14 protein-coding genes are annotated in these 16,504 nt (G+C 34.3%); 10 read left to right on the top strand and 4 right to left on the bottom strand.

What is annotated here, in order from left to right:
* Window positions 1-43: 43 nt before the first annotated feature.
* The 7 genes from ABWU32_RS05460 to ABWU32_RS05430 all read left to right on the top strand — a co-directional run bounded on the left by ABWU32_RS05460 (window position 44) and on the right by ABWU32_RS05430 (window position 5,553).
* Window positions 44-295 carry a hypothetical protein gene (locus tag ABWU32_RS05460; RefSeq protein WP_265027994.1) on the top strand — a complete coding sequence of 84 codons (252 nt, stop codon included), beginning with the start codon at window positions 44-46 and terminating at the stop codon, window positions 293-295.
* Between the two features lie 2 nt (window positions 296-297).
* On the top strand, window positions 298-1,089 hold the full coding sequence (locus tag ABWU32_RS05455; RefSeq protein ID WP_265027995.1) for a baseplate J/gp47 family protein: 792 nt from the start codon (window positions 298-300) through the stop codon (window positions 1,087-1,089).
* Window positions 1,089-2,249, top strand: coding sequence for a phage tail protein (locus ABWU32_RS05450; protein ID WP_265027996.1), 1,161 nt, complete (start codon window positions 1,089-1,091; stop codon window positions 2,247-2,249). The genes ABWU32_RS05455 and ABWU32_RS05450 overlap by 1 nt, the downstream gene beginning before the upstream one ends.
* 167 nt (window positions 2,250-2,416) lie before the next feature.
* Window positions 2,417-3,127: an ankyrin repeat domain-containing protein gene (locus tag ABWU32_RS05445; protein WP_265027997.1), complete on the top strand. Its 711-nt coding sequence runs from the start codon at window positions 2,417-2,419 to the stop codon at window positions 3,125-3,127.
* Between the two features lie 38 nt (window positions 3,128-3,165).
* On the top strand, window positions 3,166-3,639 hold the full coding sequence (locus ABWU32_RS05440) for an ankyrin repeat domain-containing protein (protein WP_265027998.1): 474 nt from the start codon (window positions 3,166-3,168) through the stop codon (window positions 3,637-3,639).
* Between the two features lie 4 nt (window positions 3,640-3,643).
* On the top strand, window positions 3,644-4,075 hold the full coding sequence (locus ABWU32_RS05435; protein ID WP_265027999.1) for a DUF2924 domain-containing protein: 432 nt from the start codon (window positions 3,644-3,646) through the stop codon (window positions 4,073-4,075).
* Window positions 4,076-4,077: 2 nt separating this feature from the next.
* Window positions 4,078-5,553, top strand: a complete 1,476-nt coding sequence (locus tag ABWU32_RS05430) for a recombinase family protein (protein ID WP_265028000.1) — start codon at window positions 4,078-4,080, stop codon at window positions 5,551-5,553.
* A gap of 487 nt (window positions 5,554-6,040) precedes the next feature.
* On the opposite strand, the gene ABWU32_RS05425 is transcribed toward ABWU32_RS05430, so the two are convergent.
* The 4 genes from ABWU32_RS05425 to ABWU32_RS05410 all read right to left on the bottom strand — a co-directional run bounded on the left by ABWU32_RS05425 (window position 6,041) and on the right by ABWU32_RS05410 (window position 11,111).
* Window positions 6,041-7,348, bottom strand: coding sequence for a hypothetical protein (locus ABWU32_RS05425; protein WP_265028001.1), 1,308 nt, complete (start codon window positions 7,346-7,348; stop codon window positions 6,041-6,043).
* Window positions 7,349-7,509: 161 nt separating this feature from the next.
* Window positions 7,510-8,871, bottom strand: a complete 1,362-nt coding sequence (locus tag ABWU32_RS05420; protein ID WP_265028002.1) for a hypothetical protein — start codon at window positions 8,869-8,871, stop codon at window positions 7,510-7,512.
* Entirely contained in the window at window positions 8,871-9,734 is an 864-nt protein-coding gene (locus ABWU32_RS05415; protein ID WP_265028003.1) for a hypothetical protein, read from the bottom strand. The genes ABWU32_RS05420 and ABWU32_RS05415 overlap by 1 nt, the downstream gene beginning before the upstream one ends.
* A 9-nt stretch (window positions 9,735-9,743) precedes the next feature.
* Entirely contained in the window at window positions 9,744-11,111 is a 1,368-nt protein-coding gene (locus ABWU32_RS05410) for a hypothetical protein (protein WP_265028004.1), read from the bottom strand.
* 696 nt (window positions 11,112-11,807) lie between these two features.
* Between ABWU32_RS05410 and ABWU32_RS05405 the strand changes: the two genes are divergently transcribed.
* From ABWU32_RS05405 to ABWU32_RS05395, 3 genes are all read left to right on the top strand, one after another.
* Entirely contained in the window at window positions 11,808-13,046 is a 1,239-nt protein-coding gene (locus ABWU32_RS05405; protein ID WP_353278501.1) for a hypothetical protein, read from the top strand.
* 102 nt (window positions 13,047-13,148) lie between these two features.
* Window positions 13,149-15,839: a hypothetical protein gene (locus ABWU32_RS05400; RefSeq protein WP_353278499.1), complete on the top strand. Its 2,691-nt coding sequence runs from the start codon at window positions 13,149-13,151 to the stop codon at window positions 15,837-15,839.
* Window positions 15,840-16,126: 287 nt separating this feature from the next.
* Entirely contained in the window at window positions 16,127-16,330 is a 204-nt protein-coding gene (locus ABWU32_RS05395; RefSeq protein ID WP_265042245.1) for a hypothetical protein, read from the top strand.
* The last annotated feature ends 174 nt before the right edge of the window (window positions 16,331-16,504 follow it).

The following is a 16,504-nucleotide window of genomic DNA, read 5'->3' as shown; positions in this document are numbered from 1 at the left end:
TATAATAAACCAGAGAAGAGAACCTTGCTCCAATACGGTCCTTATGACCAAGATCTATGCCGGTTCCTCTTCTCTATACATCTTTATATTACTACTTCTTAATACTTATAAAGACTTAATTTCAACATATAAGATATATGCAGCAACAGCAGAAGCTTTGGAAAAATGGGAAAAGAGATTTAAGTTAGAAAAAGTAAAAGTTGAAGGAGTAAAAGAAGGGAGAGTAACATTGAATTTAGAAGGTGTCTATCTTTCAGAAGGTAAGTTCATAAATATTAATGGAGTAGTTGTTTAAAAATGCAGCAGCCAAATATTATCGAACCACTGAACTTTGAAGAGATTTTTTCTCGGATGAAGGAAGAGTTAGTGAAAAGTTTTACAGCATTAGTAGAAAGCGACCCAGCGATGAAGGTATTAGAAGTAGCAGCATGGAGGGAATTGTTACTAAGACAAAGAATAAATGAATCAGTAAAGAGCAATTTACTAAAATTTGCGACAGGAGAAGATCTTGATAATTTAGCTGAGTTTTATGGAGTGGAGAGGCAAAAAGAAGAAGATGATGAACGATTTAGAAAAAGAATTAAAGCAAAGATAGTAGGCTCAAGCACGTGTGGAAGCAAGGAGTATTATAGGTATCATGCACTGTCGGCAGATAGTAGAGTAAAAGATGCATTAGTAGAATCACCTATACCAGGAAAAGTACAAATTTCAATCTTATCAACACAATTATCCACAACTGGCATATTGTCAGAAGAGCTACTAGAAATTGTAAAAAAGCAGGTTACTAGAGATGATATAAGGGTTTTAACAGATACAGTAACAGTGATTGGTTGCAATATTATGGAAATAGATATTCACAGCAGAATGAGTATAAGTCCTATAATATCAAAGGAGGAAATCAAGAAGCAGTTTATTAAGAAGTTTGAATTAGCAAAAAGATTAGGGTGGAGTGTTACAAGATCATGGATAATAGCGAATCTATTTGTAGAGGGTGTAGAAAATGTGGAATTAATCGAGCCAAAAGAAGATGTTGTAGTGCTAGGAAATGAATGTGCAAATTTGCGAAATTTAAAGATTGAGTTGAATTAATGTTACTGCCACCAAATGCAACAAAACAGGAAAAAGCGCTAGTAGATGCGATAGATTATAAAGTAGATCCAAGCTGTATCAGGGGATTTAAGTTTAGATTGGAAGAAGAAACATTGCCGTGGATAATAGAAGAATATGGTTTAGAAGAAATACTACGCTGGGTAAAAGATAAAAGAAGAGCCATAGTAAAAGGAGTAAAATTTCAAAGACTGCGAGGAACACCTAAATCACTTAAAATAGCACTCAAGTGGGCAAATATAGAAGACATTACAATCATCGAAGAACCACCCGGTAAACACTTTTTTGAGTTGCAAGTAGGGATAAAAGAGGTACCAAATGACTTCTTCGTAGATGCAGTAGTAGAGCTGGCAAAACTATCACTGCCTGTAAGATCCAGATTGATGAGGATTTTTAACGATTATTATAATGCGCAAAGATTTATATTGGATGAGAGTTTATTTGGAGATCTTCTTTCTGACTATTCAGGGGTAAAAATAGAAAAAGATGGACCGGTGTTATCGTTTGGAAGAGTAAATTTCTTCAGGTTTAGTGTTACGTCAATTAAGGTTATAGAGAGTTATCTACGCAACCATTATGAACAAACATTTAGTAATGACATATATCGATTAGATGTAGCAGTACTTGGAGAAACAGAGCCTCATACAAAAGATTACAAAGGCGTCTATGAAAGAAGTCATCAGTGGTATAACTTAAAAGCACTATATCCATTACCACAGAGTTTATTACCAGAAATTAAGTTTGCGAAGGCGCAAGTTATATTATCGGACAGTTGGAACTTAGAAGAAATAAATGCGTGCTTTCCGGTTGGTAGCATAGAAGAAGAAGGAAATAAATTTGTATTGGGAAACGATAAACTTTCATGGCAACGTTGGAATTTAAAACACAAACCAATTTTAGAAAGGTTTAGCGTTACTCACAACTATAAAGTAGAAAATTATACAGATCAGAAGGTCAGAAAATATGTTTTAGCAGAACACAACGTTTACTATAAAAATGATTTGGATTCAGAGCAAAAAGACTCAATACACGAATTAGAAAAGCACATTTTAGTATTTTACCCGGGAGTACTGAAGTGGCATGAACATCGACATTTGCACAGAAGTTGGAAAGATAGTCGAATAATATCTCTAATAAGTTAAGTACTTATATTTAGATACTCATATATTATATTAATAATAGGTAAAAGTGTATGAAATAAAAAGAAAAAGACTTGCTTTCTCATGCTAAAAAGGACATGACTTGAATAGCAGCAGGTAAATATAAGAAATTTATCTAACGCTAGAAAAGCTAGTTTTGTGAGGTAAGTATGAAGTTTAGCAAAGAATCTTTTAGTAAGTTTTTTAAAGAAGTATCAAGTAACGATATTAATAAAAGAAATGAAGAAGGAGAGACGATATTACATCAAGCAGTAGAAATCTCCAATTACAAAACAATAAGGTTATTAATAAAAAAAGGGGCAGAGGTTAATGCAAGAGATAAAAATGGTTATACGCCACTACACTGTGCAGTATTCGCAAAAAGTTTAGAAAATGTAAAAGTGCTGCTAAGGGAAGGAGCAGAAGTAAATGCCACTCAATATGTCACTGGATGTACGCCACTCCACTCTGCGTGCAAAATAGGAGGAGCAAAAGTTGAAATAATAAAAGAGCTAGTAAAAGCGGGAGCTGAAGTTAATCAACTGAATAAGTACGGTGCAACACCAATGTATTACATCTGGGAAAGTGAAAAGTATCGTCTATGTGATAGCAAAGAGAGTGAAGAGGCGAGTAAATTTCTGAGAGAACAAGGAGGAATAACAAAAAGTAGAGAACTGACCTGCTATGGAATAGAGAGGTTAGTGGGAGAAATAGCAGACATGTTGAATGGGAGTTATTTACCGGAGCTAAAAATAATAGAGATAGGAGAAATAAGGAAGAAAGATAAGTCACTAATAAAGGAAGAATGTCAAAATTTAGCAAGCAAGATAATAAGCCAAGTGAATGAAATGATAGATGAGGTAGCGAAAAGGAATGCTTAAAAGAAGGATTAAAATTTAAAGAAAAGGTGAGGTGGATTATGTTAAAGCTTGGCAAATTTAATAAGTCAGCAAAAGGATTATTAGAGAAATCATTTAAAAATATTTATGAAAGAGACGAAAAAGGAAGAACAGCTCTACATTATGCAGTAGAGGTAAAAACAGTGGAGTTATTAGTCGAAAAAGGAGCGAATGTGAATGCAGCAGATGTGAAAGGATACACAGCACTGCACCTAGCGGTAACGGAGAAACGTCTAGAAATCGTGAGGGAATTGATAAAATCAGGAGCAGACGTAAATGCTGAGGAATATGGAAATAAATGCATACCTCTACACCTTGCGTGCATGGTAGGTGAAAAAGAAATAGTGGAGGAGCTGGTAAAAGCTGGAGCAGAAATAGAGCAAGCGGATAAATTTGGAATGACAGCGATGGATTATGCGAAAAATAGTAAAGAGGTAGCTGAAGTATTGAAGAAAGAAACAGACAGAATTGAAAAGTTATTTATGAAAGGCTAAAAATATGGAGAAAGAAACAGAAAAGAAAGTAATGAATTTAGAGAGAAAACCTTTGGATGAGCTGAAAAAAATATGGAAGAAGGTATATGGGAAAGAAGCGCCTAGGTATTCAAAGAAATATCTGATACCAAGATTAGCTTATAGAATGCAGGAAAAAGCGTATGGAGAAATGTCAAGAAAAGGAGCAAAAAGACTAGAGTATCTGGCAGATCGGCTAGAGAAAGGAAAAAGAATAAGTAGTGACAAACTTCCAGTAGCAGGAACAGAGTTGATATTGGAGAGAGGTGAGGAAACGCATGCAGTAATGGTAACAGATAAGGGTTTAATCTACAGAGAAGAATTTTTTACGTCATTGTCAGCGGTGGCAGGCAGAATAATGGGAATGAGCTATAATGGACCTTTATTATTTGGAATGCGTGATAAAAATGGAAGTTGAAAATGCTAAAAGAAGTAAGATGTGCGATATATACGAGAAAATCAAATGAAGACGGTCTAGAACAAAAGTTTAATAGTCTTGATGCACAACGGGTAGCATGTGAAAAGTACATAAAAAGCAGAGAGGGCTGGGTAGTATTGGCCAAAAGGTACGACGATGGAGGCTTCTCAGGAAAGAATTTAGAAAGACCAGCGATAAAGGGATTATTTGAAGATGTAAAAACAGGAGAAGTAGATTGTGTGGTAGTATATACGCTAGACAGGTTATCAAGGGAAACAAAAGACAGCATTGAAGTAACATCATTTTTTAGAAGGCATAGAGTAAATTTTGTAGCAGTAACGCAGATATTTGACAATAATACGCCAATGGGAAAGTTCGTACAAACGGTGTTATCAGGAGCAGCACAGTTAGAAAGAGAGATGATAGTAGAGAGAGTAAAAAATAAAATAGCAACATCAAAAGAGCAAGGAATATGGATGGGTGGAACTTTGCCTCTGGGATATGATGTAAAAGAGAAGGAATTAATAATAAATGAAAAAGAAGCAAAGTTGGTAAAACATATATTTGAGAGGTATATAGAGCTGAAGTCAATTGCAGAATTGGCAAGGGAGCTAAATAGTCAAGGTTACAGAACAAAATCAGATATCTTTAAAAAAGCGACGGTAAGGAGAATAATAACAAATCCAATATATGTGGGAAAGATAAGACATTATGACAAACAGTATGAGGGAAAGCATGAAGCAATAATAAAAGAGGAAAAATGGCAAAAAGCACAAGAATTGATAAAGAATCAGCCATATAGAAAGGCGAAATACGAGGAAGCGCTGTTAAAGGGAATAATTAAGTGCAAGAGCTGTGGTGTAAATATGACACTAACGTATGCAAAGAAGGAGAATAAAAGATATAGATATTACGTGTGTAATAATCATTTAAGAGGAAAAAATTGTGAATCAATAAACAGAACTGTAGTAGCAGGAGAAGTAGAAAAAGAAGTAATGAGGAGGACAGAGCAGCTATATGGAAAATGGGGAGAAGAGTGGAAAAATTTAAGTTTTGGAAAACAGAAAGAAGTAGTGAAAAAGTTAATAAGAACAGTATTGGTGAAAGAAGATGAAATAGAAGTGTGTTTAGAGGATAAGGTGGAATTTATACCAATAAAAAAGAAAGGAAATAAATGCACAGTAGTAGAGCCAGAAGGGAAAACAAATAATGCACTACTGAAAGCAGTGGTGAGAGCTCACCTATGGAAACGTCAGCTAGAAGAGGGAAAGTATAGAAGTGTTAAAGAGATGAGTGCCAAAATTAATATAGGTACAAGACGTATACAGCAAATTTTGAGATTAAATTATTTAGCTCCAAAAATAAAGGAAGACATAGTAAATGGGAGACAGCCAAGAGATTTGAAGCTATCTGACTTGAGGGAAATACCGATGTTATGGGGTGAGCAATTAGAGAAGTTTTACGGCTTAGAATCTTAATTTACAAAAGCAATAGGCAATGGAAAAGACTATGTGCCAGAAAACCAATACTTTAAAACAAAGAATAGGAGGTAAACTAATGTTACAGGAACTGACACTTAATTATGTAATAAAAATAGTGATAATCTTAAACATATGTATGAAACGATTCCAGAACTCCCAAAGTTATTGCGTAAGAGCTAAATGTCCCTGACCGCTCTTCTCCCGCTGAATCATGTGTTGGGTCTGATAAAGGAAATTCTGTAGGTATCAAAAAAGTCAATTCAATCAAACACAAAAGGCTATACCTATAAAAGAATAAGGATCAAGAAAGAAAAATAATTTCTTTAGAAGAATCTCTAAATTATTAATTCAACACTTATCTCCCTACTATTTCTTCTCACCTTGAGAGTATGGCTTATACTTCAAAAAATCTTACTTTGAAGATACATCAATTTTTTTACCCCTCCAAGACCTTTCTTTTGTTTACTAATTTTAGTTGACTTCATTAACACACTACTATTTCTTTCGAAGCTCCCATCTTTTGCAGCTGGTCTAAACTATCGATTGGCTTCATAAGAGTAGATGGAACACCTGATTCTTTCACTACAAAATTTGATTGTTTAATAGTTTCAGCTGACTCTATAAGTATTCTACCGTTTCTTTCAAAACCTTTATCGTTAACAGCTTGTAGAACACTTTTTCCTCCTAAAAAGCAGCTTTCCCCTAAACTTGATTGATCTTTTAATTTGTCAAACTTCTCCTGGTTCTCTCCATCAAGCTTTACTTTTATTATATTACTATCACCAGGACACAGATGAATACTAATCTCTCCTACTTCAGTGGTAAAGGACATTTCAATGCTATCTCCTAAGACATCTGTATAATTTCTTTTTTTTCCTATGCTTTCAACTCTTATTATACTTTCCCCAATCTGTAAGATGCTACTTTCTATACTGAAATTTTCATTCACCTTACTATTCATAACCTTTGCAACTTCAACGATACTGTTTTGTGGCCACATGAAAAGAACAAGATTGTTATCTATTTCTACTTTCAGATCATTATCTTTAACTTGTTCATTTTTGTTTACTAAACCTCTGTATGCGATACTTTTTAATTCGTCCTTAATTTTTTTACATTCTGTAAAAATAGGTTCATCACTTCCGTACATAGCTTCATCTATCATTCCGTCATTGTAAAAATCAGACTCTATTTTTGCACCTGCTAATAGTAGCTTATTGACAATATTGAATAAAGGTTCTAAAGCCTCTTCCCACTCATCTATTGGCTCCTCCCCATTGTCCTTATAACGTGATCTAGTAGTAGGAGTTATACGCATAACACTGCTAGCATTAGCAATGTCAATTATTTTTTTTAATATAAAATTCGACACACTACATTCATAGTGATCACAGCGTAAATTTAGCTTTATTTTTCTTTTCAAATATTCATCTATTAAATGTTCCATCTTTTCTAGAGTGACCTTTGCAGGATTTTCATATCTATTTTTATGAAACTCTTTCATTATACTTTCCATATTGTCATGAAATTCATCAATCGAAGCTTTTTCGCTCTCAGTTAACAGATTTGCTAAATTCATTAAAATTGAGTTCTCTGGAATAAAAGAACTTTCAACAACAGTATTGTTGTCTTCAACAACGGACTCATTCCAGTCATCATTTTGTTCTTGGCTTAACGATGATGTGCTTTCTTCAAGAGTGTGCTGACCAAAACGCTCCGTATGCTGTTCTTCAGTAGCTAACCTACCATTTGCACAAACCTGCTCATTCCTTAAAATATATTCTAACACCATACTCCCTCCTTAATCTATAAATACATTATGTATAATAATTAGCATGAATAAAAGCCAATGCAAGTATAATTTTTCTAATTTTCATATTGCAAACTGCCATATAAATTTGGCCAGTATAATCTATTGTACACCTAATTTGATATGTAAATTCTCAATAACCCTCATCTGCCAGGAAGATCATCTGCAGAACTGTGTCCTAGGTTGTCCTTTATACGAAGAACATCCTTAACTGATATAAGAGTATCTGGCCTCTGCGCACGATCATTCCATATAGCGTACGATAAAACTACTGTGTCTCCATCGGTAATACGCTTATAACCTCTACAATGCATATAATCATCTAGTTGGTTATTTGCTTCACGCTTTTTACTCTGTAATTCACCAGTACCAGCAAACTTCAACTCTATTCCTATCGGGTGAACACCATCTCTACTATCTGGAGACCGTAATAATACCAGATCTAATCTCTCTCCTCCTCCCAGTTGAAATTCAATAATTACCCTAGCTGGATTATCACAGGCATAAAATAACCCATGCAGTATGGAATGAAATCCAGCCTCTCTAGCGTTATCCCTATTTACTATCCACCTTAACGGAAATAGCACATGAGAAATTGCTTGAAATATTTGTGCATGACGATTTTGTACTTGCCAACCAGTATTCATCATTATATCTGCAGTGCTGTGTACGTTACTGACACCACCTATCTGTGAAAATTCACCTAGAAAAGATCCACCTACTTTACTTTGTAAATAGAGGGCAGGTGAGTCAAATGGTGTTACACCAACAGTTAAACCAAGATCATCCTCGGCTCTTCTTGTTGGGTCCAATCCACATACTACCTCATACACTCTAGCGTTTGGCCAACGTGATAGATCTAGGCCTCGTTCTGGAAATTGGTGAGTTGCTAGTACATGACGTATATTAAGTATAATAACCCTTTCCTCTCTTCCTAATAATGCATGTAAAATCATGGTCAAGGCACGATTTCCAACATTTATCTGTGTAACCCCTCCTTGCAGGTCTAGCATTTTATCGTCATTGTGATAATGGAATAAGTGTTTGGTTACATCTACCCAAATTCCTCTTGTTAACATAATTCTTTTCTTTGCAAATGTAGCATTCCCAAAGGTAAAGCCGGTTGTATAGAGAAATATTCTCCTATCCCTAGCACTAACACCATCCCTATTTCTAATGCCTGGTACAGCAGGTACACCAAACGCTGGGTATAGTAAATAATCTCTAACGCTCTCTTCAATTTCGGCTATTGGTCCATTAAATAGCCTTTTCAATAAAGAAGATTCTCTTTCCAAAAAGCTTTGAGTACTAAGCTGTAAACGTTCATTGTTATCTAAATCAAAATTTAATCCTACACAAACAGCATCCTCCGACGAGGTGTGTATGGATATGGAAGAAACGGGACATCTTGTAACGTAATTTTCAGCTTGCGCCAATGCTCGATCAGCATATCTATCCCTTGCTTGTCCTGCCTTGAGTTCAATTATAATAGGAACAGAATCCATCAATCGTTGTACACCACGTACAAGAAAGTAATATCTGTATATCCACCCCCCACAAATAACTCAAGGTAAATACCAGCTGTATGACGATACCTAAAATTCATCAAAAACCCTGACAAAAAACCATGATAGTCCGACTCCTTGCTATTGAAGTTCAGTTGCTGATTATACCTATTGTAGAGATTAATTATGTACTGCAAAACATCATCAATAGTATCAACAACATCATCTGCATTATTACTTGCCAAGTCTCCTAATAAACCTGACAGAAAACCTTGTTGTATACCAAAGTTCCTGGTGATCTCTTCAAAGCCATTACATAGAGATGCTGAATTTCCAGTAAATGCGTTTCTTTCACGAATTTTTACACATTTTATTGCTTCCTCTTCTTCGTCTTCTCCCAGATTTTCTGCCCATGCAAATGTTTTATACTCTTCCCATGCAAACCGCCCAGCCCGTGATGCAACATTCTGCTGTTGTAAATTATTCTCTATCCACAATTTCTCTTGCTGACTAAATCTTGAACCAAAACTATTTTGTCTATCGGCAATAGTAAAACATCTTACAATTCCGTAGCCTCTTCTATCTCTGTCATTAGTTAATACAGCAACCTTTAAGTTTCCTTTTCTAGGTTCATTCGGATTGTTGTCAAAACGAAAATAAATTTTTTCATTATCTGCAACATCAGAATCAAACGCAGTAGCAAACATACCAAAAAAGAATGCAGGAAAAAAGCGATCCTTACCCACCGAGTGCAAAAAAGATGGACACTGATCCAAGAAAGATTCAAACCTTTCTACAAACTCTTGGCAATTTCCGTTTAACAAACTTCTAATCAGTCCAATATTTTCACCATTGTTATGCATAAAACACCTCTATTTACTACGACCAGATAAACCGCTAACGCCAGGAGATCCTAACATAGACTGCGGGTCACCAGAGCCACCAAAGTCACCGCCACCTCTATGAGGAATAGGTAACTTATCTAGCTCAGAAAACAACTCCTCTGCCAGCTTGCCATAATCAACACCACTCTTCATACCAGGTCTACCAACCATTTTTAGGTTGCTAATTAAATAATTTTTAAAATTCACAAAATCCTCCTGTGTACAATACTCTTTTGCAAACTGTAAAATCTCTAACAGCTCGTCTTTCTTTCCAGTATCACCTTCACCTAAAGCACAACCGCGCTCCCAATCTACAATTAATCCAGCAAGCATGCGTTTGATAGGGACTCTACCATTTGAAAAAACAGCAGCCTTTTTATTCTCATTAAAGCGATTGCACCTCCAAATATCCATAGTAATTGATCTAGCTTGAACACCTGACTCAGGACTTTCTAGCATTACATTTGAAAGTGAGGAAAGAAGGAGTGTATAATCATGATGTGAAAGTATTTTGTCTGCAGGTACTGAAACTTCTTCATAGCACCAGCTCTTCACCATATCTCGAACTGTACCAAGAAAACTCCAACGTATCAAACCATTAAGAAGTGAATATACTCCTTGATTTTTTTCTAACAACTTAAGCAATAGCTCATGTTTTGCTGGATCATCCATTTTATACAGGCAAAAATCTAAAACGGTAGCACGATTGTAGTTACATTGAATAGTGGACAAGGTAGTAACTGCACTAATAGCTTCCTCCTCTCTTTCTTGCCGGCTTAAAAGGTTATAGAAATATTCTACCCCCTCGCTCCATTTAAGATCTACAGCTTCTCGGAAGCCATCTACGTTATTATATTCCTTTAATGTTCCAGATTCTCTATTAATCCAAAAGCTAAATACAGGATCATAACTTCCCATAGACTCAAGCAAATTACTTCTTATATATTTGTCATCTACAGGATTACCATCCATGTCTACTGCACCGGGAGAGACTCTACCTTTGTAAGACTCAAATTGCTCTTGAAACAACGGATAAATTTTATCTACCACACAATACCTACAAGCCATGTTATACCTACAAAATGGATTCTCTATTTCATCTATTTTTTTCTCAGTTAGCTTCTGTCCTAGGATGTGATTATTTAATTTTGTATCCGACCAGCAACTTTCATCGCGAAATATGTTGTATAAGAATTGCAACTCACTATCTTCTAAATACTCTATTTGTTCAATGTAGGTTTTCACCCATCTTTCAATCGCTAAATGCCTTCCAGCAGCAATTTTAGAATCTGTATGTTCAATAACACTTTGTAACTTATTAAGTACTGTAACATGACGTTCTGTTTTTCTTGGCATTTGATCTCCTAAAAAAATACTTATGGCATTATGTGAAAGTTAGAATTAAATAGCAACCTAAAATTACTAGGGATAAAAAACTTCATGAAAAACATTTTCTATATTGAACGGATACAAAAATTCTATTGGAATTTACAGACAATACCTTAATTTCTCAGCGTCATAAAAATTTTAAATGTTTACTTTGTTTAAAAAGAAAAAAGATCTTATATTTGTGAGAACAAGCAGCGTAAAAATAAGGTTATAAAAATAGAAGATTTAAATTATTTTAATAAGCTTAGGTAAAACAGTTCGTATGTAGATATGGATCAAATGGGCTAATATGGCTAGTTTTACCGTATAGTAAAATTATTATAAATAAAAGTTCGTATGTATCACATGGTAGACCAACGCATCCCAAGACAAACACTTCTCTCATTAGCTGATTTTGAGTGCTAAAAATAGTTATTTTGCTTGAGATCTTAATAATATGTTTTGCTAAATTAATATTGATTTACTTGCGGAAGAATAATGAAGACAAGCTCATGACGAAAGAAAATTCAAAATAAATAAAATGTCATTTATTGAGTCTATTAAGGGTCTTTTGCCTAAAACTACTTTGGGTTAGAAAATTTTTCTATACATAATGGTAATTGACAAAGTTTTAAAGGTAGAGCAACATGTCTAAAATATATTAAATCTTGTTAGGGGGTAAGTATGGATTACGAAGATGTACAAAAGATATTACTAACGTCTATCAAAGAAGATGATCCTCATAAAGGGTTTAAAGGGTTAGAGATTAAGAGATATTGTATTGCATATCAGGGACTATTTAGTAGATGGAATAGCATAATACTACCACCTTTTTTAAAGAAAATTCTAGAAAGCAAAATTTGTTGGAAAGTCGATGATACCTTAGGTTATGTTAAACTCGATAGGTATGCACTAGGGAAAAAATTGTTAGGCTTAAAAACTGAAGATGGACAAAAATCTCTTCTTGATTCCTTTGACCGTTACAGAATTGCCTGCTGGTGTTGTTTTGAAGACGAGATAAGAGCTATTTTTGAAGAATTTAAATTAACATTAGGTAATAAGCCAGTAGAGAGTTTAGTTAAGGGATGTAATAAAGGGGCTTTAATGATCTACTGGTCACATGCTATGAATAACCAGGAATGTCAGTTGGAATTAAATAATGAGCATCCATACGTTTATGCTTTTAAGTGTGCAATGCTAGAAAAGCATGTTGAAGCTTTAGAATTCTTTTGGAATAAGTTGCAATCAATTGATTCTGTATCTCCAAAAAGGAAAGAAGATTTATTAATGGAAGTAGCCTATAATAAAGGACGTTTTTCTACTGATGATGTTGGTATGGTTGATTTTTGCCTACGTCATCTTGATCCTAACAGATATCATGAATTATTAAAAAGAGATTTTAAACAACATGGATGTTATTATACTTTAAGTATATTAAGAAGAAACCATTCTTTCGAAAATGCCAGAAAGCTATTTGAACATTTAAAGTCAGAAGATTTATCTCCTGAAGCTTATAGTACATCAATGTTTGGAGCGTTAGATTCGGTTCTTTCTGTACCAGATGACAGTTTTATTAAGTCTGGTAGTGACATGCTTACCTCTATGTGGAATCGTCCTGGCTTTGAGGCTCATAGACAACACTTTTTGCATGAGTTAAGCGGACAGTACTCACCGTCCAGGTATAGAGTTGGTTGTTTGATTGAAAGGAATATGGCTATTGAGATACTGTCAGAAATTATCAATTCACTTAGTCAAGAGCAAATGCAATATATTATGGATAAAGATAAGTCAAGGTATGAAGTATTTGCCAAGGTTAGAAATAAGCAATTAGATAGTGGAGCAGGTGATAGTCAGTTGCCAAGTTCATCATTAGATGTAGAAACTATACAGCAGAAGGTAACTGATGTTAGAAGCAAAGTGTAGAGTTTCTATTTTTGAAAATTCAGTTACTTAGACTTAAACGAAAGCATACAAAGAATTTTAGTGAGAGTAAAAATTGTAAAAGGTTAAAATCAGGAGGCGGTTATGGTTGATAACAATCAACACCAAGAAAAACCACAAGATTTCGAGTTAATTGAGTTACTTTTTGGGAAAGTAGATTCTTCAGCTTCTAATGCAGTAGATCAATCTTTTGAAGCAAGATATCAGTCATTGGTTGATCAAATACAATCTTATTTACATTCTAGTGAAAAGCCTGGCTTTTTTCCTCATAGATTTTTAGGTTCTTTTTCCAGTGTATTAGATACTAAACTTAATGATAAGTTAGGTATAAAGAAGTTACACTTTCATTTTGAGGGGGCGAGAACTTTAAAAGTTGTAGCAGAAACGGAATCCAAAATACATGTTTTTATTTTTACTGAAGATATAGAAGCTCAACACTCTAAGCCTTCAGATGCCCATACTAGGAGCTTTGAATTCACAAAGGGCGAGTTCAAGAGTGTAATAGGTAGAGATTATACTGAATTAGATGCTCGTAAGCTTCAAATTGATGTGATAAAAATTCTAAAAGACAAATATGAGTTAGTAAAAAGCAAACCTAAATCAGACAAAGATATAAAATCAAAGAAGTTATACTTATATCTGAAAAGGGATGGTGTGCTAGAGTATAAAGCTAAGAATGTATATGGTAATGTTAAAACAATCGAGATTAGTCGTGACCAATTAAAAGGCAAGGTTTTCGATGAAGTCAAGCATTTTCTAGGTAAGCAAGGTAAAGATCTTAGTGATGATGCCAGGAAGGAGTTATCTAGAATGACTTCAGAAAAGGGATATACCTTAAAGAGTGATGGAGAGGATGAAAAAATAAATATTAAGGTGGAAAGTAAGAAGAAGATTATAGATCAACCCATCGAGCCTACAGTGAAGTTTCAGAAAGTGGCAAAAAAGTTAGGTAAGTCTGTCTATCTAGAAAGTTATATTGAAAAGCTTACTAACCCAGATGCAGAAATAGATCAAGTTCAGAACAATCTTGAAAAAATTCTAACTTACATAAAAGAAGTTTATGCTAATTTAAATTTACAAGCTAATGTTTATGGCATTAAGGCTCGTGAAGCTGATCAACATGGTTTTGTAGCAGGAATATTCGATAATTTTCGATATCGTGATAATACCAAACTCTATCTGGAGCAGTTTGCTGGAGGAGGTTACGCTGATATTGTTTTGCTTGTTCGTGGGCCTAATCGTGCTGTTGATTCAGTTCCAATTCTTATTGAACTCAAGGCTGGAACTGAAGGACAAGTTGATCCAAATGATGCACTTGAGCAAGCTAAAGGTTACATTGAAGGTTTTAGACCAAATAAGATGAGGATTTTAACCAATGCAGACAATGCTATTGCTGTTGGGTTGAATTTAGATAATGCGGAACCGTTTAAAACTGAAGTAAAACCTATTAAACAACCACCAGCTCCTTTGATGGAAGAATTTATCGAACTAGTTGGCAAGTGGGATAATCAATCAGCTTATGAGGAATTTTTTAAGCGAGAGGTAAAAGATTTATTATCAAGCGAATACTATACTTTTCCAGCAAATAAAGAAACAAAAGATCATTACTATTTCAGTCGAGACATATTAGGTCAATCAATTTTAATCAACAAGGTTGGTCAAGATCAAAGTAACATTAAAAAATATATATACTCATATGGTGAGTACCCTCTGGATTGGTCTGGGGGAACAGAGTACACTTTATCCAAAAGCCCTGTTACAACATTAATATTTGTTCAAGGTAATGAAGGGCAAGAGAAAACAGCGTTCATTTTGCATATACGAGAGTCCAATACAAAAGAATTCTATGCTGATAAAAAAATTCCAGTGCTGGACATACCTGGAATAGGAAGAGTAGGCAATGTCATAGAAACTAAAATGAGTCTTAAAAAATATGAAACAGGGTTATCTTTTGAAGAACTTTTTGAAATAGAACAGATAAGCAAATATAAACCAAGTAGTGCAGATCAACAATTTGCAGGTAGTTTTTTCAAGATACCTAATTCTGATGAATTAAAGGGAAAACTTGATCAAGCAATTACTTCTCAACATGCTTCTGACGGTGAGGTTTCATTGCAAGCATATAAAGCGTTGCTTACTGAAGTAGCAGATAAGATTTACCCTATTAAAGATTTGATTACTAATGAAGCAAGATTACAAGCTGTTCTTAATGGTTTACTTAGTAGCTACAGTGATTTGAAGCTAAAAGAGACTTCTACAAAACAACAAGATTCTGCGAAGACTGTAGTTATACCTGAATTTCAAGTAGGAGCAGGTGGTCGTGTAGATATGGTAATTCAAGGTATTGGTCCTTCATCTCAGGGTACTAAAGAATACACTCCTATAGCGCTGGAATTTAAGCTTATAGATAAAAACTTAGATGAAGAAGGGATGAAGAAAGAGGTTGATAAATTAACAAAAGAACAAAATGTTAGATATGCTAAAGGAGCGGCACTGAAAGCAATTACAGACAGTGACAAAATGCTTTTTATGGGAGTAGTTGTTAATGTGAAAGCTAAAGATAAAAATTCTTTAATATTAACAAGTGATACATTTGTTTCTGCTACAGTAGTTCATAGTTCTATTCATATGATACATCCTGATACAGTAGCACAACAAGGAGAAGATCAACGGACTTTAGAATCTACAATAGGTAGTAATGATGGTGCGAGGCCTAGAAATAAGTTAGAATTTCCAGGAGTTAGTGATATTTCCAGAGGTCGTGGGAATCAATGAGTAAACGAGGATATTCAGTTAACTCAAGCAGTTCATTATACTTCTCTTCATGATAAATATGATTTGATTAGTACTAACGCTTTTTATGACAGTATTATGACAAATAACGGGAATGATATGGAGGTAGGCAATTCATTTGTAATATATTTAAAAATTTCTATAAAGAGCCTAAAATGAAAATCTTTACTAATTTGCAAGAAAGTCTTATAATTCTTTTAATGAAATAACATAAAATTGATCAGATTATTCACCTAATCGGAGAGGAGAAGTTTGTTGAGGGTTTACGTGTGTTTATAGGTATTAAGCCTGAGCAGTATAGTGATGCAAGTTGTTTTGTTTACCACAGGGAAATGGTGAACCTGCACCAAGTTATGGGTCATATTTATGTGAAAATGCAATTGGTATATTCGCAAATAAAACAGGAGATCACACTTTTAGGAGAAGGTAAAGATTACGCAAAAAGATGTTTAAATAGTCCAAATTTATGGTGAATAATGGTTCTAAGAAAATATTTTCAGCAAAGCAATTAACATTACCAAAAGATTTCAAGAAGAAAGTCAAGTAAAATATAGAATTGTGCAAATAAAAATTTGGCATTACTATAATCAAGCTAACATGTATCAATAACAAAAACTTTAAACCATTAGTTTTGTGGTATATCATTA

It is taken from the genome of Wolbachia endosymbiont (group A) of Udea olivalis (assembly GCF_964028365.1).
In the GTDB taxonomy this organism is placed as follows: Bacteria; Pseudomonadota; Alphaproteobacteria; order Rickettsiales; family Anaplasmataceae; genus Wolbachia; species Wolbachia pipientis.
Note: the sequence above shows the minus strand (reverse complement) of the source record. Positions and strands in the feature narration are given on the sequence as shown.